Below are 22,215 nucleotides of genomic sequence, written 5' to 3' on the forward strand. Positions count from 1 at the left end.
TCCTGCAAATCTAACTAACGTAATCTATATTATAAAAAGCGTAAAAAGCTAAATTCTTTTAATATAATAACATAGCTTATGCTTATCCGCTGATATTTTCAACTTTTTTAATTGTTACCATTAAATAGAAGAAAACCACTGCCTGTGACAGTGGTTTTTTTTATTTATTCAACAGAGAAAATAAAGGAATAAAGCGGCTGTTTGCCGTCATGCACTTCTACTTCCACGTCTTCATAATTTTCTTCTACAAAGGAAACAACTGCTTCTAGCTCTTCTTCAAGCGCTTCTTCCCCTTTGATAATTGTCAATATTTCGGTATCTTCGTCAATCATTGTGCCGAGTAATTCTTTAGCAGATTGTGCTTTATCCTTGCTTTTAGCAACAATCTTACCATCAGCAATGCCCATGAAATCACCTGTTTCGATTTGAAGACCGTCAATGCTTGTATCTCTCACAGCATATGTTATTTGACCTGTTTTAACATGCTCCAATGCAGCAATCATGCCCTTTTTGTTTGTCTCCAAATCACCTGATGGATTGAAGGCAAGCAATGCAGACATGCCTTGCGGAACTGTTTTAGACGGTATCACGACAACTTCTGCATCTAGTACTTGAGCAGCCTGCTCTGCAGCCATGATAATGTTTTTGTTGTTAGGCAAGATGAACACTTTTTTCGCGTTTATCTTGTTAACAGCATTAACAATATCCTCTGTGCTCGGATTCATCGTTTGTCCGCCTTCGATGACACTATGTGCACCGATGCTGCGGAACATATCAGCGATTCCACTTCCCATTGATACAGTAACGATACCGTACTCCTTTTGCTCTTCAACAGCTGGTAGAGGCGCATCAAATGATTCTTTTGAGCCTTCAATCAAACTGCTGTGTTGTTCACGCATATTTTCAATTTTCATCTTGATAAGGTTTCCATAATTTTGCCCAAATGTCAGCACTTCTCCAGGCTGATTGGAGTGGATATGTATTTTTACAACCTCATCATCTGCAATTACAAGCAAAGAATCGCCATATTGACTTAAATCCTGTCTGAATTGTTCCTCAGAAAATGGCTTGCCTCCAAGCTTATCTTCCTCAAGACGAACCATAAATTCTGTACAGTAGCCAAACTCAATATCTTCTGTATTCATAAACCCGTGAACATTTTTATGATGTTCTGCATTAACAAGATCATTCATTGTTACTGTTTGCTGTGTTGTCTCTGGCAGCGCTTCTCCAGTCAGCACAGATAAGAAACCTTCATATACAAATACAAGCCCTTGACCGCCGCTGTCAACAACTCCTACTTCCTTCAAAACAGGAAGCAAATCCGGCGTTCTATTTAAGGATGCTTTCGCTTCTTTAACGACATCTGCCATTACTACAGTGATATCAGTGTTATTCTCTGCTGATTGGACTGCTTTTTTTGCCGCATCTTTTGCAACAGTCAAAATCGTACCTTCCACAGGCTTCATCACTGCTTTATAAGCAGTCTCAACACCAAACTGAAGGGCATTGGCGAACTCTTGTGCAGTAATGCTGTCCTTTTGTTCAATGGATTTGGAAAAACCGCGGAACAGCTGGGACAGAATAACGCCAGAATTCCCTCTTGCTCCCATTAGCAGTCCCTTTGAGAGGGAAAGCCCTACTTTTCCGATATGTGACTGAATATTATTTTGAACTTCCTTCGCACCAGATGACATGGACAAATTCATATTTGTTCCAGTATCGCCATCCGGGACCGGGAATACATTTAACGCATCTACATAATTAGCATTAGAGGATAAATGGTTTGCTCCTTGGATTACCATTTCGGCAAATCGCTTTCCTTCTAAAACTGTAATCGACACTGAATTTCCTCCTCACTACGGGTTCGTGACACGAACTCCCTGAACGTAAATATTAACCGAGTCAACGGCAAGTCCAACTGTTTTATTGAGTGTATACTTCACTTTGGATTGAACATTGTGCGCAACCTCGGAAATTTTCGTTCCGTAACTTACAATTATATACATATCAATATGCACTTCGTCATCTACTTTTCGAACCATTACTCCGCGAGTGAAATTCTCTTTACGCAAAATATCTGTTAATCCATCTTTTATTTGATTTTTAGACGCCATCCCAACGATGCCATAGCAATCAATTGCAGCTCCTCCTGCGATTGTTGCGATCACTTCTGTTGAAATATCAATTTGTCCGAAATTTGTTTTTAGTTCAATGGACATGAGTGTTCCCCCTTTGGAATTGCTCCTTGACTAATCACATTTTACTATAACCTTCTACTTTTTGAAAGCTATTGTTGAAAACCTTTTATATATTAGCGTTAATCGCTACCAAGCTTGTGTTTCACACAATGATGTTTGCTTTTTCATCTATTATAAACCGTTCTCTATCTAAGTAATTTATTAATATTGTTTCACTAGAATTCCATAATATACACGGTCATTTACAAGCAAAAGCCCAAGGGAAAAAGTGGTGAAAAAACATGATGTCAAGGAATTTTTCTTGAAAGCTTCGATTACAGCTATTGCAATCATGAGCGTAGTGTGATAAATTATTAAAGTATCTTTGTGAGGACTATTTAGGATATTTCTCAAGATTAATACTATCTATGAATATAAAGCTCGTTATTGATGAGTTTTGGTTATAAGGAGGGTAATATACATGCCACGTAAATGTGTTGTAACTGGAAAGAAAACAACTACAGGTAATGCTCGTTCCCATGCGATGAATGCTAACAAGCGTACTTGGGGAGCAAACCTTCAAAAGGTTCGTATTTTAGTAGACGGTAAGCCTAAACGTGTTTGGGTATCTGCTAGAGCTCTTAGATCTGGTAAAGTTGAACGCGTATAATGCGAATTTTGGAAGTTTAACTTCCAAAAAATAAAAAAGGACAAATTGCTGTCCTTTTTTATTTTTGTCTAAATTTAATGAAGTCAGCCAAGTTTTGTACAGACAACCGTTGGAAGGTTGTCTGTACAAAAAAAGGAATAAACCTGAATGTCTATTCTTTTTTGAATGTTCCTAACATCGCACGGACAAGCCCGCCTAAAAACTTAGGCAATTTAATGGTATAAAATCTCATGAAAAGTCCCTCCTTCAACATTAGCAAAAAACTTCAATCTCTCTAAACTCATTACATATGCTATTCAAAAAATCCAAATGAGTACTTATTTTTTCCATCATTAATCATGACTCCTTATCACCATTAATATGCCGCTCACGAATGAAAAAGTACCATATTCCTCAATAATTTCATTGCTTATGCACAATGTACTGCTGACAGGGAGATCCCTATCAATTAAAGGATATTTAAAGCCTTCTAATGTTAGACCACTAATTTTTGTTCCATACGGAAAAAAGGAAACATACGGCATAGCTTCTTCCTTCTTTAATTTATAACTGCCGGCTGTGGCAATTGTCACCGTGTTTTTTTCATCGATAATTTCCACCTTCACTTGAGGACTTTCTGTCACATATTTAAGCAACAGCTGCAAGTTCGCAAAGGTATGATCCATTCTTCCTCCTGTTGCTCCAAAGAGCCTGATCTTTTCCGCACCTTTACTAATCGCCCAATTAACGGCGAGCTCCATATCTGTTTCATCCTTCTCTGGTTTAAAAAGCTGTACTTCGTCTGAATAGCTGTTAATCTGTTCTCTTTCTGTATCATTCACAGAATCGAAGTCACCAAACGAAGCCAAAATTGGAATATTGCGTTTCATTAAATACAGTGCTCCTCTGTCAACACCTATCCATTTACTGTCTTCTTCTACAAACTTATCTAATGATGGAATATATGCTGTTGGCCCTGCCGCCATTATATTAATAATCATGCTGTTGTCCTCTCCTTTTTTATCAAAAAAAGAGCATTGGAATTGCTTCCAAGCTCTTTATTAACCTGATTAATATTTAGGCTTCCTGTCTTTTATCTCTTGCAGGAAGTCCTTATAGTGGTCATAACGGTATTCTTGTATTTCTTGCGCCTCAACCTTTGCCTTAACAGCACATTTCGGCTCAGACAGATGCAAACAGCCTCTGAACTTGCAATCCTGGCTCGCCTTTTCAATCTCCGGGAAGCAATAATTCAAATCCTCGAGTTCCATTTCGTCCTCAAACTCTAAGGAGCTAAAACCCGGCGTATCTGCTACAAGCGCGTCTCCAACCGATATAAGCTCCACATGGCGGGTTGTATGCTTACCTCTGCCCAAATGGGATGAAATTTCATCTGTTTTCAAGCTTAAATCAGGACGGATAGCATTTAATAGCGATGACTTACCAACACCGGACTGGCCAGCAAAAACAGATATTTTTCCATTTAGTTCTGGGAGCAGCGTTTCAATGCCTTGCTCTGTTTCTGATGAAGTAAGAACAACCTTATAGCCAATTTGCTCATAATAATCCGCAAATTCTCTCATTCTGCTTGCCTTTTCATCAGTTGTTAAATCCATCTTTGTGATACAGATGAGCGGATCGATACGGTTGAATTCAACCAATGTCAGAAACCGGTCTAATAATGCTGTACTGAACTCTGGCTCAACACTGGAAAACACAAGAATTGCCTGTTCTACATTGGCAATTGGAGGTCTGATTAGTTCATTTTTGCGCTCCTTAACCTCCAATATATAACCATCTGTTTCATTCTCTGCCTGAAATACCACTTCATCACCGACAAGCGGGGTAATTTTATTTTTACGGAAAACACCCCTGCCTCGGCACTGTGTGATTTCTCCATCGCTTATCACATAATAAAAACCGCTTAATGCTTTAATGATTTTGCCTTCTGGCATAGATTATAACGCTCCTTAACCTGGATATGGCACTTCTTCGTCAATGATGACACTTTGATCGCGCAGCACGCGATAATATCCTTTTTCCCCTTCAGGGATTTTCAGTGTAATTGTCTTCTTCGTTGTTTCAGTTATCGAAAGGGTCTCAATTGGCTCTGTCATATTGTTTTCCAAATCACCAATATATATTTTCACTTCTTGTGCTTGCGGCTGTCCGTCTTCCGTCATTTCAGTCGGTTCAAATGGAATAGTTAGTTCTAGTGTCACTTCTTTAGGTGGCACTTCTTCCTTACCCTTTGAAAGCACAACAGAAACCTGTGCGCCAACTCGCACATTTGTACCCGCGCTTGGTGACTGGGAGATAACTTTTCCTTCATCAACAGTATCACTGTATTCTTCCGTAAAAGTTACAGATAAGTCTTGTTCATCAATATAATCATTGACTTCTTTTTTTGTATAACCAGCAAGATCAGTTAGCTTAATGAGCTGAGCACCTTTACTGATTGTAAATTCTAATTCAGCATCTTCAGGAACTACTTCATCGCCTTGGTCAAAATTCTGTTTAAGGATTGTTCCTGATTCCTGCGATTCATCGAATTCCTCTACTTTGCTGATGTTTTTAAATCCTTGCTTTTCGAGCAGGTTCACGACATCTTCATATGACTTTCCAATATAATCATCAAGCTCGTATTTTTCTTTCCCTAAGCTTTCATATAAAGTAATTGATGCACCTTTTTTGGCATTGTTCCCGGCTTTTGGTGCTGTACGAATGATTGTGCCTGCATCCACATCTTCATCATTCATTGTCTTTGTTTCCCCAATTTTAAAACCGGCTGCCTCAAGCTCGGAGATTGCTTCTTCTGTGGTTGAACCAGTTACATCAGGAACAGCCACTTCATCAGGAATGTACATCGCCGGAAAAACGGTGACGGAAAGAATAGCGAGAATAACTAAGACTAAAAAGGTAGAAACTAAAGCAATTGTCAGCTTTTTACCTTTCTTTTTCGGCTTTTTTTGCTTTTTGTCTTTGCCTGCTTTCTCTTTCGGCTCCTCTTTAACCTGTTTTTCTTCCTTCGCTTTTGCATGCACAATTGTTTCATCAAGATTAGGGTAAGTACGGTCATCAGTGATTATCGGGATTGCCTTTGTTGCTTCATCGTCAATCGGAACATGAAATTTCGGTTCATTTAACCGTTCCGGCTCTAATGCTGTCCGTAAATCCTCTTCCATTTCCTCCATGCTGCTATAGCGGTGAAAAGGATCCTTGGCAGTTGCTTTTAAAACGATATTTTCAACACTTTGTGGAACATCGTCATTCCATCTTTTAACACTCGGCGTTTCAGATTGTAGATGCTTCAAGGCAATCGACACTGCCGACTCTCCTGAAAATGGCAACCTTCCTGTCAGAAGCTCGAACATAACTATTCCAAGTGAATATATGTCCGATTTTTTATTTGCCATCCCGCCTCGCGCCTGTTCTGGCGATAAATAATGCACCGAGCCAAGAACAGAATTAGTTTGAGTGATACTTGTGGCACTTAAGGCCATCGCAATGCCAAAATCTGTAATTTTAACATGACCATGGTTATCAATTAATATATTATGGGGCTTAATGTCCCTGTGGACAATGTTGTTTTGATGGGCATGAGAAATACCGGATGTCAACTGTCTCATGATATCGATGGCAGTTTCAATCTTTACAGGAGAATGTTTTTGTATGTATTGTTTTAAGGTGTCTCCTGCCACATATTCCATGACAATATAATAGATGTCTCTCTCTTCTCCAACATCATAAATATTGACAATATTAGGGTGAGCCAGACTTGTCGCAGAATGTGCCTCCCTGTGGAAACGACGGATAAATTCTTCATCATTGACAAAATCAAGGCGCAGCATCTTAACCGCAACATCCCGGTCGAGAATCATATCATGGGCAAGATAAACATTGGCCATTCCCCCGCCACCGATCATATCCATAATCTTATAGCGACCACTTATCCTTTTGCCTATCATCATTTTGCTTCACCTGCTTTATCACCGTCAAAAAATTCTAAAATTATAACTGTTATATTATCTTCGCCGCCATTTTTGTTGGCTGTTTCAATCAAATAGCTTGCTTTTCTTTCCAAAGTTTCTGGTGCCTGAAGAACCTCTTCTAATTCTCCATCTCCCACTTTATTGGACAAGCCGTCAGAACAAATCAGAATGACATCTCCTTGCTCAAATACAATAGTAATCAAGTCGATATTAAGCTGTTCATCTGTACCAAGTGCACGCAATACAACATTTTTTCGCGGATGATGCTCTGCATCTTCTTTTGTGATTTGCCCCATTCTCACTAGTTCGTTTACAAGTGAGTGGTCCTCTGTCAGTTGTTTAAAGCCGTCCTCATTATAAAGATAACAGCGGCTGTCACCGACATGAGCAATCGTTGAAAAACTGTCTGTACTTATAACAGCAATAATGGTTGTTCCCATTCCTTCACATTCAGGGTTTTCTTTTGCATGACGCAAAACAATCCTGTTGACCTCAAGGATATTGGATTTTAACCAGCTTTCTGCCGCATCTGCTGTCGTTACATTTTCAGCATTCTCCCAAAATTCGGCAAGTTTCTCAACAGTAAGACGGCTGGCAACATCACCGGCACGGTGGCCGCCCATACCATCTGCTACGATGGCAAGGCGCTGTCCGGCTTTATTAAAACAAATTGCTCCACTATCTTCATTATGCTGTCTGACTTTCCCTTTATCTGTCATGAAAATTTGACTCAAAAGTTATCACCTCGTCTCTTCTTGTCTCTCCTTCGCGCGAAGCTGGCCGCAAGCAGCATCAATGTCAGAACCTTGTTCTCTGCGGATCGTTACATTAACACCGCGGTCTTTTAACGTTTGTTCAAATAGGAAGATTTGATCTCTAGGTGTACGTACATAATCGCGTTCTGGAACATAGTTAACAGGTATAAGGTTTACGTGACATTTAACCCCTTTTACAAGTTTAGCCAATTCTTCCGCATGTTCTACCTGATCATTGACATTTCCGAATAAACCATATTCAAAACTTACTCTTCGTCCTGTTTTGTTGATGTAATAACGGATGGCATCCATCAGTTCAGGCAGCTTATATGCGCGGTTAATCGGCATTAATCTGCTTCTTATCTCCGTGTTTGGCGCATGTAGAGATACGGCAAAGTTTATTTGCATGTTTTGGTCTGCAAATTCATAAATCTTTGGAATAATACCGCTCGTTGAAACAGTAATATGTCTAGCTCCAATGTTAAGCGCCTTATCATGATTAATAATTTTCAAGAAGCTAAGCATACTGTTGAAATTATCAAATGGCTCACCAATTCCCATAATTACAACAGAGCTAACACGCTCATCCAATTTATCAAGGGCTTGTTGTACTTTTACTACCTGTGCCACAATTTCTCCTGCTTCTAGGTTTCTTTTAAGTCCACCAAGGGTAGAAGCACAGAAAGTACAGCCGATACGGCAGCCAACTTGCGTCGTTACACATACAGAATTGCCATAATCATGTCTCATTAAAACCGTTTCAATCGAATATCCATCATGAAGTTCGAAAAGGAACTTAATTGTTCCATCATTTGATGTTTGTTCGATAATCGTTTTTAATGTTGTGATTGTGAAGTTTTCTTCTAAAAGCGTACGCAGATTTTTAGACAGATTGGACATATCTTCAAATGTTGTTACCCTTTTTTTGTAAAGCCACTCAAAAATCTGTTCTCCTCTAAACGCTTTTTCATTGTTATCTTTTAACCATTCTTTTAACTCGTCCAATTGCAAAGAGTAGATGGATGGGATTGTTGGTTCTGCTTCTTGTTTTCTTCTAGTTGATTTAACTTGTTCCATTTATTGCACCTTCTTTCTTAATGCCGCAATATAAAAGCCATCAGAGCCAAAATATTGTGGTAATACCTGGAGCTCATGCCCGTTTGCATACTTCTGTACAGACTCAGGCAATCGCTCCACTAAAGTTGTATCTTTTTCAAACTGATCATTATTCTTTAAAAATTGTTCTATTACTGCTTCATTTTCCTTTGCATCAACCGTACATGTGCTGTAAACGAATGTTCCGCCTTTTTTCAACAAAGGCGATAATGATTCGAGCAGCTGCAGCTGAATTGTGTGAAGACGACTTACATCCTCTTCTTTCTTCGCATACTTAATATCAGGCTTCCTTCTCATTACCCCAAATCCAGAGCAAGGAGCGTCAAGCAGAATTCGATCGAAGGACTCAGGCTCTAACACTTCTGGAAGACGGCGACTATCCATCGCTTTTGTGCTGATATTATCAAGCTGTAATCTATTCGCATTTTGCTGGATAAGCTTCACTTTATGCTCATGCAAATCAACAGATAACACATTGCCTCCATTCGTTAATTTCTCGGCAATATGTGTTGATTTTCCTCCTGGTGCAGCACAGGCATCCAAGACTGTTTCTTTACCGTCAATTTTCAGGGCATATGCAACAATCATTGAGCTTTCATCTTGTATTGTCAGTAAGCCTTCTTTGAAAGAATCAGAATTAGCAAGATTCCCTTTTAGGCCTTGAATGCCTTCAGGAATAATATCACTTGCTGTGACTTGATAACCTTCCTGCTCTAGTCTTTGTAAACACTCAGCAACAGTGGTTCTTGTTGTATTAACCCTTGCTGTTTGAACGGGAGCTGTTAAATTAATTTCACACATTTTTTTTGTTTCTTCATAACCAAGCTGGTCAATCCAGCGCTTCACAAGCCATAGTGGATGGCTCAATTCAACAGACAGTCTTTCTGCCGGATCTTTGATACTTTCAAATGAAGGCAGTTTATTCCGCTGAATGTTGCGTAATACACCATTAACAAGGCCTGCTATCCCTTTATGGCCACGCCTTTTAGCAATTTCGACTGCCTCATTAATAGCAGCATGGTCTGGAATTCGATCTAAGAAAACAAGTTGATAAAGTGTCATTTGCAACAGTGAAATGACCCAGCTTTCGATTTTTTTCCTGTTAGTCAAGAAACCATCTAAATAAAAGTCCAATGTCATTTTTCGCTGCAGTGTTCCATAAACGATTTCTGTCAGAAGGCCGATATCCTTCTGGGGGATTTCATTTTTTTTAATGCTGCTGTTTAACAGCAGATTACTGTATGCCTGGTTGCTGTTTATGCTTTCTAAAATTTCTAGCGCTGCTTCCCGGACATTTTGCTTCTTAGTTTTCATTTGCAACTCCTAATATATCATTAACAGCCATTTTCGAGCCTGCTCCTCTAAGGAAAACATCAGCTGTCATTTTTTTCTTACCTGATGGCTGAAGCTCGGTAATCTTAATGAATGAGCCGCTTCCCGTTGCAACAACTGGGCCGTCCTCCTCCACGCTAATTATTGTACCTGGAGCTGCTTCAGCTTGTCTGTTCACCTTTTTTGCTTTCCATACTTTCATCGGTTTGCTTTCATATTCTGTAAAGGCTACTGGCCATGGATTCATCCCGCGAATTTGGTTATAAATTTGCTCACCTGATGCCGACCAGTCGATTTTTTCGTCTGCTCTTTTTATATTTGGTGCAAAAGTAGCCTCCTCATCAACTTGAGGGATTGGTGTTAACTCACCAGCAATCAGCTTTGGCAATGTTTGCGACAGAAGCTCACTGCCTATTTCGCTTAATTTATCGTGCAATGTACCAACAGTATCCTCTTCCTCTATCACTACCTCAGCAACTGTCAGAATATCTCCTGCATCAAGTTTTTCCGCCATATACATAATTGTAATGCCTGTTTTTTCTTTGCCTTGAATGATGCTGTAATGAATTGGTGCACCGCCTCTTAGCTCAGGCAGCAGGGAGGCATGAACATTTATACAGCCAAGCCTTGGTGCATCAAGAAGTTCCTTTGGCAGAATTTGACCAAATGCAGCAGTTACGATTAAATCTGGCTGCAAGGCGATAATTTGACCCAATTCCTCTGATTGGCGAATTTTCTCTGGCTGATACACTGGAATACCGTGCTTTAATGCTTCTACTTTAACAGGTGGAGGTGTGAGCACCTTTTTTCTTCCGACAGGGCGGTCTGGCTGTGTCACAACGGCAATAACTTCGTAGCCATCCTCTAATATTCGCTGCAAGACTGGAACAGAAAAATCAGGTGTTCCCATAAATACTATTTTCGTCATTGGCTCTCCACCTCTTCAAGTTCGTCTTCTTCTAAATAACGAGTTACTTTTGATGTAAACAAAACCCCGTCCAAATGATCCATCTCGTGAAGGATTGCTCTTGCCATAAAATCCTCTGCTTCGATTGTAAACATTTTCCCTCTGCGGTTTTGTGCTTGAACTTTAACTGTATATGGTCTGCTTACTTCCCCGAAAAGTCCTGGAAAACTCAAGCACCCTTCTGGGCCTGTCTGCTCTCCCGCGTTTGATAATAAAACAGGATTAATAAGCTCAATTGTCCCAGAGCCATCATCAATATCAACAACCGCAATCCGTTTGCTAATACCGATTTGTGGTGCTGCAAGCCCAACTCCGTCAAATTCTATCATTGTATCATACATATCATCTAATAATTTCGCTAATTTCTTATCAAAAACTGTCACTTCTTCGCATGGTTGTTCTAAAACCGGATCTGGTGACAGTACTATTTTTCTTACAGACACTGCATTTCCTCCAAACATTGTTAACAATAACTAATAATATTTTATATAAACTTCCTCTTTAAAGAAGATTTTCAATGGAAACTCACGCTACATTAGTATATAAGGATTAACATCAATCGAAATTTGTAAACCATTTGAACTAATTTCACCTTGATAATGGTCTAAAATTGACTTTAGTACTTCTTTTAAGTTTGGTTCCTGTTTGTATTTTATCAGACACTGGTACCGATATCTATTTTTTATTCTGGAAATAGGGGAAGCAACTGGTCCTAAAACCACCGTTTTTGGAGAAAGCTTATGCCTTACAACCTTTGTGATTTGCTCTGTTACAGCAACTGTCTTCATCAGTTCCTCATGGCTGACGGTTATGAGAGTTATAAAATAGTAAGGAGGATAGGAGTGGTTTCTTCTTATCATCATCTCACTTTGATAAAAACGGTCGTAATCCTGCAGACTTGCCAATTCAATGCTGTAATGCTCTGGCGTGTATGTCTGAAAAATCACCTCACCAGTCAATTCATGCCTGCCAGCCCGTCCGCTTACTTGGGTTAAAAGCTGAAATGTTTTTTCAGATGACCGGAAATCAGGTAAATGAAGCATGGTATCTGCTGAAAGCACACCAACTAGAGTGATTCTAGGGAAGTCCAACCCTTTTGCAATCATTTGTGTGCCAAGCAATATGTCGGCGTTTCCGTCTTGAAACTCTTTGAGCAGCTTTTCGTGTGAGCCCTTGCGGCTAGTCGTATCAACATCCATGCGAATAACTTTTGCTTCTGGAAGGACTTTCGTAAGCTCTTCCTCCACCTTTTGCGTTCCTGTACCGAAATAGCGGATATGCTCACTATTGCATTCTGGACACTGCAGCGGTGTCTGGTCCTCATATCCACAGTAATGGCATTTCATTTGGTTGCTATAACGATGGTATGTCAGGCTAATGTCACAATGTGGACATTTTACCACATAACCACAATCACGACACATGACAAAAGAAGAATGTCCGCGTTTATTCAAGAATAACACCGTTTGCTCTTGTTTCTCGATCCGATCCTTCAGTTTTTCAAGGAGGACTCTTGAGAACATGGAGCGATTTCCTTCTTTAAGCTCATCTCGCATATCGACGATTTCCACTTCCGGCAATGGTCTGTTATTCATTCTGCTTGGAAGGGACAATAACGTATAAACTCCCTTATGCGCCCTTGCAAAGCTTTCAAGGGCAGGTGTTGCACTTCCAAGGACAACCGGACAGTTATGAATTTTTCCTCTTTCAATGGCTGCATCTCTTGCATGATATCTTGGATTTTCCTCTTGTTTATATGTCATCTCGTGCTCCTCATCAATGATGATGATTCCAAGATTTTCAAATGGAGCAAATATAGCCGATCTGGCACCAACTACTACCTTCACTTCTTTGCGCTGAATTTTTCTCCATTCGTCATATTTTTCTCCGACAGATAAACCACTGTGCAGGACAGCTACCTGATCTCCAAAGCGACCTTTAAACCTGTTTACCATTTGGGGAGTTAACGCAATTTCCGGAACTAAAACAATTGCTTCTTCGCCTTTTTCGAGCACGTTTTGGATGGACTGCAGGTACACCTCTGTTTTACCACTACCTGTTACGCCGTATAGTAGAAAAACTTCATGCTTCTCATTTCTAATGGCTGCATGAATGGGAGCAATCGCTGTAGATTGTTCACCTGTCAACGGCAGCGGTTCTGTTTTGGCAAACTGTCTCTGTTCATATGGGTCACGGTATATCTCAAGATTTTTTTCAGCAAGAACCTGCCTTTCCACAAGGCCTTTAATGGCAGAGCTTGAAATATTCAAGCTTTCAAGCAATTGCCTTTGTTCAATCGGTTCCCTGTTATGGACAAAATACTCAATCACCTGTTTTTGCTTACTTGCTTGTTTGGTCAGTGACTCAGCATAGCTCAGCATTTCCTTTGCACTCATTAGCGGAATTATATGCTTTGTTTTTTTCTTTTTCCCTTTTGATTGAACTTCATAATGGACTTCTACAACGCCATCTTTCACCAGCTTTTGAATGGTATGAATAGAAGCAAGCTTAACCGCCTCATCCCATTGTACCGATCGCTCACTAGCAAAAAGCTGCTTTAGCCCATCTGGCAGCATGAAGTTAGCATTCTCGCTAACAAGCTTAAGCTTTCGTTCATATTTGGCCTTTAATGCAGGCGGCAGCATTGCTTGATAGGCAGAGATTTTATAGCATAATGTCGTTTTAGAAAGCCAATCTCCAAGTAGTAGCAGCTCTTCATTTAATACAGGTACAACATCCATCGGTTCACTGACTTTTTTTAAAGATTTAAAAGATGACGTTGCCCCGACAGATTCTACAAAGCCTTGCACCTTCCGCGGTCCGAACGGGACAATAACGCGCATTCCCGGTTGAATGACTTCTTCTAAATGCTCTGGTATTAAGTAGTCGAATGGCCTGTCCGTTTGCTTTGCAGGTACGTCCACAATTACCTTTGCAACACTCATACCTCATTTTCCTTCAATAAATAAGCTTGCTCAAGGATTTTTTCTGCTACTTCATCCTTCGTCATAAGCGGCAGCTCTACTTTTTTGCCATCGCGTTTAAAGATTGTCACAATATTTGTATCTGTGCCAAACCCTGCTCCGTCAGCACTGATATTGTTAGCGACAATCATATCGGCATTTTTTCGTTTTAGCTTGTCTTGCGCATACTTATCAATATCTTTAGTTTCAGCAGCAAAACCAACCAGAATTTGCTTTGTCTTGTGCTTGCCTAATTCCATCAAAATATCTTTTGTTCTAGTAAATGCAATTGTTTCTGCTCCATCCGTCTTTTTCACTTTATGCTCATGTGTCAAAACTGGCTTATAGTCGCTCACAGCTGCTGTTTTCACAATAATATCGGCAGCACTGCTGAATTGCATTACCTTTTCATACATTTGCTCAGCACTTTCCACACGGAATACTTCCGCTTCTTTCGGTGGTGTCAAATGTGTTGGACCTGTAACAAGAATAACTCTTGCTCCCATTTTGGCTGCTTGCTTTGCAACACTATAGCCCATTTTCCCTGTAGAATGATTGGATACAAAGCGTACAGGATCTATTTTCTCTCTTGTCGGTCCTGCTGTCACTAATACTGTTTTCCCTTCAAGCAGCTTCTTTTCTCCTCTGAAATGGGCTTCCATATGCTCGATGATTATTTCAGGCTCCTCTAGTCTGCCTTTTCCAACATAGCCACATGCTAAATAGCCTTCTCCCGGATTAATGAAGCGGTACCCGTAGTCATATAATACGGATATGTTTTTTTGAACAGCTGGATGGTCATACATATGCACATTCATGGCCGGGGCAATCCAAACATCAGCGGTTGCCGCAAGCAAGGTAGTTGAAATCATATTATCTGCGATGCCGTTCGCCAATTTCCCAATAATATTAGCAGTCGCAGGTCCCACCAAAATTAAATCAGCCCAGTCAGCAAGATCAATATGTGCAATTACTTTTGGATCCTTTTCATCAAAAGTATCTGTATATACCTCGTTCTTCGACAGCGCCTTAAATGTGAGCGGGGAGACAAATTGCATAGCTGATTCAGACATAATAACCTTAACATCAGCGCCTTTTTGGGTCAGCTTGCTAGTTAATGCACACATCTTATAAACAGCAATTCCACCTGTCACACATAATAGAATCTTTTTCCCTTCTAACAATTTGCATCCACTTCTTTCTCTCTTTAGTACTCTTATTATGCAAGAAAACAAAAGAATTTTCACCTTGAGAAACTTAAGATTAATAATGCTTATTCATCCCATGAAAAAAGACCGATCTGTTGAGATCCAGTCTTTTCTCTTGTAAATATTCACTCTTGTATGTGAACCAATTAAGCCTTCAAGTAAATATTATTCATTATCCGCTGAATCGATTACACGGTATGTCAGCTGATCTTGATTGATTTCCTCTAATGCTTTTCCTACGTTTTTATGGGAAATATACTTATCCAATTGAAGCTTTTCGTTTAACTGAAGCTTTCTTGCTCTTTTTGCCGCAACAGACACTAAAGAATATTTAGAATCAATTTTTGTCAACAATGAATCAATAGATGGATTTAACATGTTTAATTAGCCTCCAGCATTTTTTTGTATTTTGGCTCTACTCTTTCTCTTCTGCAATGCTCTGCAACAATGATAGCTTTGATTTTTTCGCATGCATTTTCAACCGTATCGTTTTCGACAACATAGTCATATAAATGCATCATTTCTATTTCTTCTCTTGCCACATTCATACGGTTATTAATGATTTCTTCCGTTTCTGTGCCTCTTGTCACAATGCGGTTCTTCAACTCAGACAAGCTTGGCGGGCTTAAGAAAATAAACAGGCCATCAGGGAATTTTTCCCTTACTTGCCTAGCGCCTTCCACTTCAATTTCTAAGAAAACATCTTTTCCATTATTTGTAGTCTCTCTCACATAATCGACTGGCGTACCATAATAGTTGCCAACGAATTCTGCGTACTCCAGCAGTTTCCCCTGCTCGATTAATCCTTCAAATTCTTCTCTAGACTTGAAGAAATAATCAGTTCCATCTACTTCACCAGTACGGGGAAGCCTTGTTGTCATGGAAATAGAGTATTCAAAAGAAGTATTCTCTTGAGAAAATATCTCCTTGCGGACCGTTCCTTTACCTACACCAGAAGGCCCTGACAAAACAATTAAAAGTCCTTTATCTACCAAAACTTTCTCCTACCCTTCATCCAAAATTTCATCACGGTCATTTAATCGATGTGCAACCGTTTCAGGCTGAACAGCTGAAAGGATAACATGATCGCTATCCATTACAATTACAGCCCTTGTTCTCCGACCATAAGTTGCATCAATAAGTGAGCCTCGATCTCTAGCATCTTGAATAATGCGTTTAATTGGAGCTGATTCAGGACTGACAATCGAAATGATCCGGTTTGCAGAAACAATATTACCGAAACCAATATTAATTAGCTTGATGGACATTACTCTACCCCAATCATATTGTATTATTTTTGACGAGTTAGACTTAATCTAAACGTTCCTTATTCAATGTTTTGAACTTGCTCCTTCATTTTTTCCAAGGAGCTTTTCAGGTCGACTACGGCCGAAGCTATATCTGCTGCATTGCCTTTTGAACCAATGGTATTAACTTCCCTGTTCATCTCCTGCAAAAGAAAATCAAGTCTTCTGCCAACAGGTTCAGATTCTTCTATTATAGAAGCAAATTGATGGATATGGCTATACAAGCGCACCAATTCTTCATTAATATCGGCTTTTTCGGCGAATATCGCCACCTCTGTCAACAATCTGCTTTCATCAACGAGTCCTGAAGTATAGCTTTCAAGCTTCGCCTTTAATTTATCTCGATATGACTCAGCCACCTTTGGAGCAAGATGATTTACCTTGTCTGTAACTTGATGGACGCTCTGCAGGAGTGCAAGGATATTTGTCTTTAATTCCCTGCCTTCTGCTTCTCTCATCGCTGCAAGCTGGATTGCTGCTTCCTTAACGGCTTCTAGAAGCATCGACTCAATCTCTTCCACATTTACAGGATCATCCACTAGTTGAAAGCAATCTTTGTTTTCCAATAGCTCACTTACCGATACCGGTTCCTTAATTGTGAACCTTGCTCTCATTTCCTCAAGCACCCGATAATACTCATCAAGCAATTGCCAGTCAACCACCATCTTTTGATTTTTGGCTTTATCGCCAACAATCGTAATGAACACCTCAGCCCTGCCTCTATGTATATATTGCGAGATTAACTTTTTCACTGCATCTTCCAGTGTCAAATATTGCTTAGGCATTCGAACAATCTGTTCGCAAAACCGATGATTGACTGTCTTCATTTCAGCAATAATGGAAATACCATTACCCTTTCGTGAACCTGCTCCATAGCCTGTCATGCTTTTCACCATATATTAACACATCCAATTTAATTGGCAATAAGTTTTAAAGTTAGTACAGCTGCCATGTAATCCGTTGCTATTTTTAGAGATATCCGCATAAAAAAACAAAAGGCATAGAGTTATCTCTAGTACCTTTTGGATTATAACATATTTTATTTTGATTTACTTAACAAAAATGATCCTGCTAGTAAAAAAGTTGGAACAGAGGCTAATCCTAATATCATCAGCCAATCCTTCGGCTGAATGGCAACAGTATGGAAAATGCCTTGCAGTGCTGGTACATAAATAACAACAAGCACTAACAATAGGGAGGACAGGACAGCCCAAACCAAGTACATGTTTCCAAATGGATTGCGGGACAAAATTGATTTTTCACTGCGGCAGTCAAATACATGGATGAGCTGCGCTAGTACAAGTGTTGCAAAGGCTACGGTTTGTGCATAAGCAAGATTATCTGGATTATCATTATATGCCAGTATAAAGGCAGCAATTGTTGACAGCCCGATCAATATTCCTCTTGAAATGACCTTCCAGCCCAGACCTCTTGCAAAAACACCTTCATTCGGACTGCGCGGATCACGCTTCATCACATTATCTTCCGGTCTATCAAGACCTAAAGCCATCGCTGGCAGTCCATCTGTCACTAAGTTGACCCAAAGTATTTGGATCGGAACTAATGGCAATGGCAGCGCCAAAATCATCGCAAATAGCATAACCAGAATTTCCCCTACATTTGATGCGAGCAAATACCTGATGAATTTACGGATGTTTTCATAAATATTTCTTCCTTCTATAATTGCTGCTTTAATGGAAGCGAAGTTGTCATCCATTAATACAAGAGATGAAGCTTCTTTGGCAACATCTGTTCCTGTTATCCCCATAGCAATTCCTATATCTGCTGTTTTAATAGCTGGTGCATCATTGACACCATCACCTGTCATTGCGACAATATGGCCTCTGTTTTGGAATGCCTGAACAATTTTAAGCTTATGCTCTGGTGAAACCCTTGCAAAAACAGAAACATGATCAACGACATCCTCTAATTCTTGCACACTCATATTAGCAAGCTCTTTACCTTCAAGGACTTTTGACTGGTTGTTAGCAATGCCAAGCTGCTTGGCGATTGCTTTGGCAGTGATAACATGGTCACCTGTAATCATAACCGTCTTAATTCCAGCTTCCTTACACTCTCTAACAGCTTGTTTCACTTCTGGACGCGGAGGATCAATGATACCTTGCAGTCCGATGAACACAAGCTCGCTTTCTGCTTCCTTTTCCTGCAAGATGATTGTATTGGCTGAAATTTCTTTATAGGCAATCGCAATCGTTCTTAATGCTTGGGATGCAAGTCCATCAATTGCAGCTTGTACCGTATTTTTTTCTCTGCTGCCGATATTCTCTGCTCTATTCCCCATTAAGATTGTTTTACTTTGTCCAATCAAGACATCTGGCGCACCTTTTGTGACAACAAACTGTCTGCCTGTAGTATCTTTAACGATGACACTCATCATTTTTCTTGTAGAATCAAACGGAAATTCATTTACTATTTCAAACTGGCTCAACAATTTGCTTCTTGTAAACCCGGCCTTCATCCCGGCTACAATCATCGCACCTTCTGTTGGATCACCATTTAAAACATATTCACCTGATTTCTGTTCGATTTCTGCATGATTGCACAGCATGCCAAATGTTAGGAGCTGCTGTAATACTTTTTCATTTTTAGGATCAATAGCTTGATCGTTTTCATAATATTTCCCTTGCGGCTCATAGCCTGTACCGTCTACAGACCATGTTCGGCCACTGCTCCACACCTTTGTTACAGTCATCTTGTTTTGTGTTAATGTCCCTGTCTTATCAGAGCAGATTACAGAGGCACAGCCAAGTGTCTCTACTGCCGGAAGCTTACGGACAACGGCATTTTTGCGGATCATTTTCTGTACGCCAAGGCTCAATGCAATTGTTACAATTGCTGGTAGTCCTTCTGGAATGGCTGCAACAGCCAATGACACCCCAGCAAGCACCATTGTGTACAGATCATTACCTTGAAGCACACCGATTCCTACAACGAGAACAGTCAAGGCCAATGCTGTCACAATCAGGATTTTCCCGAGCTGCTCAAGCCTGCGCTGCAGCGGGGTTATTTGTGATTCTGCATTTTGCAGAAGGTCGGCAATTTGGCCCATAGCGGTCTTCATTCCTGTAGCAATGACAACACCCATCCCGCTACCTCTGGAAACCATCGTACCCATAAAGCCCATGTTCTCCATATCGCCCAAAGTCAAATTTGGGTTAATAATGGACTCTGTCATTTTTTGAACAGGAACAGATTCACCTGTTAACGCTGACTCTTCTACCTCTAAGCTACGTGATTCAATAATCCGGACATCCGCACCGATTCTGTCACCGCTTGAAAACTTAATAACATCACCTGGTACAAGCTCTTTTGACAAGACTTTCTCCCATGTGCCGTTACGAAGGACTTGAACCTGCGGCTGTGATAGCTCCTTCAATGCGGACAGTGATTTTTCCGCTCTTCTCTCCTGGTAAAACCCAAGAAAACTATTGAGAATGATGATTGCAATTATTGCAATCGCATCGATATATTCGCCTAATAACCCTGAAATCAATGTTGCCGCCAAAAGCACCAAAACCATAAAATCCTTGAATTGGTTAAAGAACAAGAGCAAAGCACTTTGCTTTTCTCCTTCCTCCAATTCGTTTGATCCGAATTGCTTTACGCGCTTGCCGACATCTTCATCAGACAATCCAGCCGAAAAATCAGTATTCAATGCTTCTTCCACTTGCCTCTCATTCATTTCATGATAGTTCATCCGGCCCTCACTTCCCCCTTTTTTAAAAAATCAGGCTCGCCACTTAAAAAGGCGAAGAATTATAGTCGCAGAACATCTACAGCATAGTTGTCCCACACCACTATACAGAAATCATATTCACTTGAATGTGAAATAATGCTATTAATATTAGAAAAGCATCCAAGGGTTTGTTAAGCACATTTACTCCTTAATTCTTGCAATATATAGTTGACGCTTTATATTAGTAGAAAATTAATGTACATTAATAGAAGAACTTATGTTTTTATTCGTAAAGAAAAGGAATGTTTATTATGTCATTTGATGGTTTATTTACTAGAGCAATGGCTTCGGAAATCTCTGCAAATCTTAAAGGTGGGAGGATAAATAAGGTACAGCAGCCTTTTTCTAATGAAATTGTCTTGATTGTTCGGGCGAACGGCAAAAATCAGAAGCTGCTCCTTTCTGTCCATCCAAGTTATGCAAGAATCCAGCTTACTCAAGAAACTTACGAAAATCCAAAGGAACCGCCAATGTTCTGTATGCTGCTTCGCAAGCATTTAGAAGGTTACTTTATTGAAAATATATACCAGATTGAAAATGAACGGATGATTGTCCTTGAAGTAAAAGGACGTAATGAAATCGGTGATATTTCTTATAAAAAACTGATCATTGAAGTAATGGGAAGACATAGTAATGTCATCTTAGTGGATCAAGAGAAAAACACGATTTTGGATAGCATTAAGCATGTTTCCTATGCCGTTAACAGCCATCGGGCGATATTGCCGGGGTACGAATATATCGCACCGCCTGCACAAGAAAAAATGAATCCGCTTGAGGCAACAGAAGAGGATGTTTTAAAAACGATTGATTTTAATGGCGGGAAGCTGGATAAACAGCTAGTTCAGCATTTTTCTGGATTGTCACCACTATTTTCTAAAGAAATAATCTATAAATCAGGGTTGGCGAACAGATCGACATTGCCTGCTGCTTTTGCTGCAGCAATGAAGACTGTGAAAAACGAACAATACGCTCCTGCCATCATGATCACAGAGAATAAGGAATACTTTTATTTCGTTCCGATCGAGCATGTCGGCGGTGAGGTAAAAAACTTTCCTACATTAAGCGAGATGCTCGACCGCTTTTATTTCGGAAAGGCAGAAAGAGATCGGGTTAAACAGCAAAGCAATGATTTAGAACGCTTCATTCAAAATGAACGGGATAAAAACAGCAAAAAAATAAGCAAGCTTGAAAGAACCTTATCAGAAGCTGAAACAGCAGATCAATATCAGCTCCTTGGCGAACTGCTGACTGCTAATTTATATGCGGCAAAAAAGGGGATGGAAAAGCTTGAGGTCATTAACTATTATGACCCTGAAGGAAGCAGTATGGAAATTGAGTTAAATCCAAGACTGTCACCGTCTGAAAATGCCCAAAAATATTTCACACGTTATCAAAAGGCAAAAAACTCAGTTGATATTATTAAGGAGCAAATTAACCTTGCAGAAACAGAGCTTGAGTATTTTGAAGCATTGTATCACCAAATCTTGACAGCTTCTCCTAAGGATATTCAAGAAATTCGCGAGGAGCTTATAGAGGAAGGCTACTTAAGAGAAAGACAGAAAAAACAGCTCAAAAAATCACAAAATGCGAAGCCTGTTCTTGACCAGTATACTTATGATGACACAGAAATATTAGTTGGCAAAAACAACAAGCAAAATGATTATTTGACTAATAAAGTAGCGGCAAGAGATGAAATTTGGCTGCATACGAAGGATATTCCCGGTAGTCACGTTGTTATTCGCAGCAAAAATCCAGCAGAGGAAACCATTCTTCAAGCAGCAAAGCTTGCGGCCTATTTCAGTAAGGCTAGACAGTCTAGTTCTGTGCCAGTAGACTTTACACTCGTCCGCCATGTAAAAAAACCGAGCGGGGCAAAGCCAGGCTTTGTTATTTACGATAACCAGCAAACTGTATATGTTACACCAGATGAAGAAACAGTCATTTCTTTAAAAAAGTAAAAGCATAATCCCGACGAATGGGATTATGCTT

General features: G+C 39.9%; 20 protein-coding genes. 2 read left to right on the plus strand and 18 right to left on the minus strand.

Annotated features, from left to right (window positions below; translation table 11 throughout):
- Positions 1 to 164: 164 nt before the first annotated feature.
- Positions 165 to 1,844: a DAK2 domain-containing protein gene (locus CEQ21_RS25695; protein ID WP_185766988.1), complete on the minus strand. Its 1,680-nt coding sequence runs from the start codon at positions 1,842 to 1,844 to the stop codon at positions 165 to 167.
- Positions 1,845 to 1,859: 15 nt separating this feature from the next.
- A complete protein-coding gene (locus tag CEQ21_RS25700; protein ID WP_127734673.1) occupies positions 1,860 to 2,222 on the minus strand; it encodes an Asp23/Gls24 family envelope stress response protein in 363 nt (120 codons plus the stop codon).
- 439 nt (positions 2,223 to 2,661) lie between these two features.
- Between CEQ21_RS25700 and rpmB the strand changes: the two genes are divergently transcribed.
- A complete protein-coding gene (rpmB, locus tag CEQ21_RS25705) occupies positions 2,662 to 2,850 on the plus strand; it encodes a 50S ribosomal protein L28 (protein WP_007087786.1) in 189 nt (62 codons plus the stop codon).
- 151 nt (positions 2,851 to 3,001) lie between these two features.
- Here the strand turns inward: rpmB and spoVM are convergent, their stop codons facing one another.
- The 16 genes from spoVM to CEQ21_RS25785 form a co-directional block, all read right to left on the minus strand.
- Complete coding sequence (spoVM, locus tag CEQ21_RS25710; RefSeq protein WP_032088878.1) at positions 3,002 to 3,082, minus strand: stage V sporulation protein SpoVM; 81 nt, start codon at positions 3,080 to 3,082, stop codon at positions 3,002 to 3,004.
- A 100-nt stretch (positions 3,083 to 3,182) separates the two neighbouring features.
- Positions 3,183 to 3,830, minus strand: coding sequence for a thiamine diphosphokinase (locus CEQ21_RS25715; RefSeq protein ID WP_185766989.1), 648 nt, complete (start codon positions 3,828 to 3,830; stop codon positions 3,183 to 3,185).
- 69 nt (positions 3,831 to 3,899) lie between these two features.
- Positions 3,900 to 4,784 (minus strand): ribosome small subunit-dependent GTPase A, encoded by an 885-nt coding sequence (rsgA, locus tag CEQ21_RS25720; RefSeq protein ID WP_185766990.1) that lies wholly within the window; start codon positions 4,782 to 4,784, stop codon positions 3,900 to 3,902.
- 15 nt (positions 4,785 to 4,799) lie between these two features.
- Positions 4,800 to 6,800 carry a Stk1 family PASTA domain-containing Ser/Thr kinase gene (gene pknB / locus CEQ21_RS25725; protein ID WP_185766991.1) on the minus strand — a complete coding sequence of 667 codons (2,001 nt, stop codon included), beginning with the start codon at positions 6,798 to 6,800 and terminating at the stop codon, positions 4,800 to 4,802.
- On the minus strand, positions 6,797 to 7,555 hold the full coding sequence (locus CEQ21_RS25730) for a Stp1/IreP family PP2C-type Ser/Thr phosphatase (RefSeq protein WP_328593494.1): 759 nt from the start codon (positions 7,553 to 7,555) through the stop codon (positions 6,797 to 6,799). Before CEQ21_RS25730 ends, pknB begins: the two co-directional genes overlap by 4 nt.
- A gap of 6 nt (positions 7,556 to 7,561) precedes the next feature.
- Positions 7,562 to 8,653, minus strand: a complete 1,092-nt coding sequence (gene rlmN, locus CEQ21_RS25735) for a dual-specificity RNA methyltransferase RlmN (RefSeq protein WP_185766992.1) — start codon at positions 8,651 to 8,653, stop codon at positions 7,562 to 7,564.
- Positions 8,654 to 10,006, minus strand: coding sequence for a 16S rRNA (cytosine(967)-C(5))-methyltransferase RsmB (rsmB, locus tag CEQ21_RS25740; protein ID WP_185766993.1), 1,353 nt, complete (start codon positions 10,004 to 10,006; stop codon positions 8,654 to 8,656). It abuts the gene before it with no gap.
- Positions 9,996 to 10,952 (minus strand): methionyl-tRNA formyltransferase, encoded by a 957-nt coding sequence (fmt, locus tag CEQ21_RS25745; RefSeq protein WP_185766994.1) that lies wholly within the window; start codon positions 10,950 to 10,952, stop codon positions 9,996 to 9,998. Before fmt ends, rsmB begins: the two co-directional genes overlap by 11 nt.
- Positions 10,949 to 11,434, minus strand: a complete 486-nt coding sequence (gene def, locus CEQ21_RS25750) for a peptide deformylase (protein ID WP_185766995.1) — start codon at positions 11,432 to 11,434, stop codon at positions 10,949 to 10,951. Before def ends, fmt begins: the two co-directional genes overlap by 4 nt.
- A gap of 87 nt (positions 11,435 to 11,521) precedes the next feature.
- Entirely contained in the window at positions 11,522 to 13,936 is a 2,415-nt protein-coding gene (priA, locus tag CEQ21_RS25755) for a primosomal protein N' (RefSeq protein WP_185766996.1), read from the minus strand.
- Positions 13,933 to 15,138: a bifunctional phosphopantothenoylcysteine decarboxylase/phosphopantothenate--cysteine ligase CoaBC gene (gene coaBC, locus CEQ21_RS25760; RefSeq protein WP_185766997.1), complete on the minus strand. Its 1,206-nt coding sequence runs from the start codon at positions 15,136 to 15,138 to the stop codon at positions 13,933 to 13,935. Before coaBC ends, priA begins: the two co-directional genes overlap by 4 nt.
- A 189-nt stretch (positions 15,139 to 15,327) precedes the next feature.
- The gene (gene rpoZ / locus CEQ21_RS25765) at positions 15,328 to 15,540 is read right to left on the minus strand and encodes a DNA-directed RNA polymerase subunit omega (RefSeq protein WP_185766998.1); all 213 of its coding nucleotides are present in this window, start codon (positions 15,538 to 15,540) and stop codon (positions 15,328 to 15,330) included.
- 2 nt (positions 15,541 to 15,542) lie between these two features.
- On the minus strand, positions 15,543 to 16,157 hold the full coding sequence (gene gmk, locus CEQ21_RS25770; RefSeq protein WP_185766999.1) for a guanylate kinase: 615 nt from the start codon (positions 16,155 to 16,157) through the stop codon (positions 15,543 to 15,545).
- A gap of 9 nt (positions 16,158 to 16,166) precedes the next feature.
- Positions 16,167 to 16,430: an extracellular matrix/biofilm regulator RemA gene (remA, locus tag CEQ21_RS25775; protein ID WP_101576563.1), complete on the minus strand. Its 264-nt coding sequence runs from the start codon at positions 16,428 to 16,430 to the stop codon at positions 16,167 to 16,169.
- 59 nt (positions 16,431 to 16,489) lie between these two features.
- Positions 16,490 to 17,365 carry a YicC/YloC family endoribonuclease gene (locus CEQ21_RS25780; protein ID WP_185767000.1) on the minus strand — a complete coding sequence of 292 codons (876 nt, stop codon included), beginning with the start codon at positions 17,363 to 17,365 and terminating at the stop codon, positions 16,490 to 16,492.
- 143 nt (positions 17,366 to 17,508) lie between these two features.
- Positions 17,509 to 20,187 (minus strand): calcium-translocating P-type ATPase, SERCA-type, encoded by a 2,679-nt coding sequence (locus tag CEQ21_RS25785; protein ID WP_185767001.1) that lies wholly within the window; start codon positions 20,185 to 20,187, stop codon positions 17,509 to 17,511.
- A 290-nt stretch (positions 20,188 to 20,477) separates the two neighbouring features.
- Between CEQ21_RS25785 and CEQ21_RS25790 the strand changes: the two genes are divergently transcribed.
- The gene (locus CEQ21_RS25790; RefSeq protein ID WP_185767002.1) at positions 20,478 to 22,184 is read left to right on the plus strand and encodes an Rqc2 family fibronectin-binding protein; all 1,707 of its coding nucleotides are present in this window, start codon (positions 20,478 to 20,480) and stop codon (positions 22,182 to 22,184) included.
- The last annotated feature ends 31 nt before the right edge of the window (positions 22,185 to 22,215 follow it).

The sequence above is a fragment of the Niallia circulans genome (assembly GCF_007273535.1).
Taxonomy (GTDB): domain Bacteria; phylum Bacillota; class Bacilli; order Bacillales; family Cytobacillaceae; genus Niallia; species Niallia circulans_B.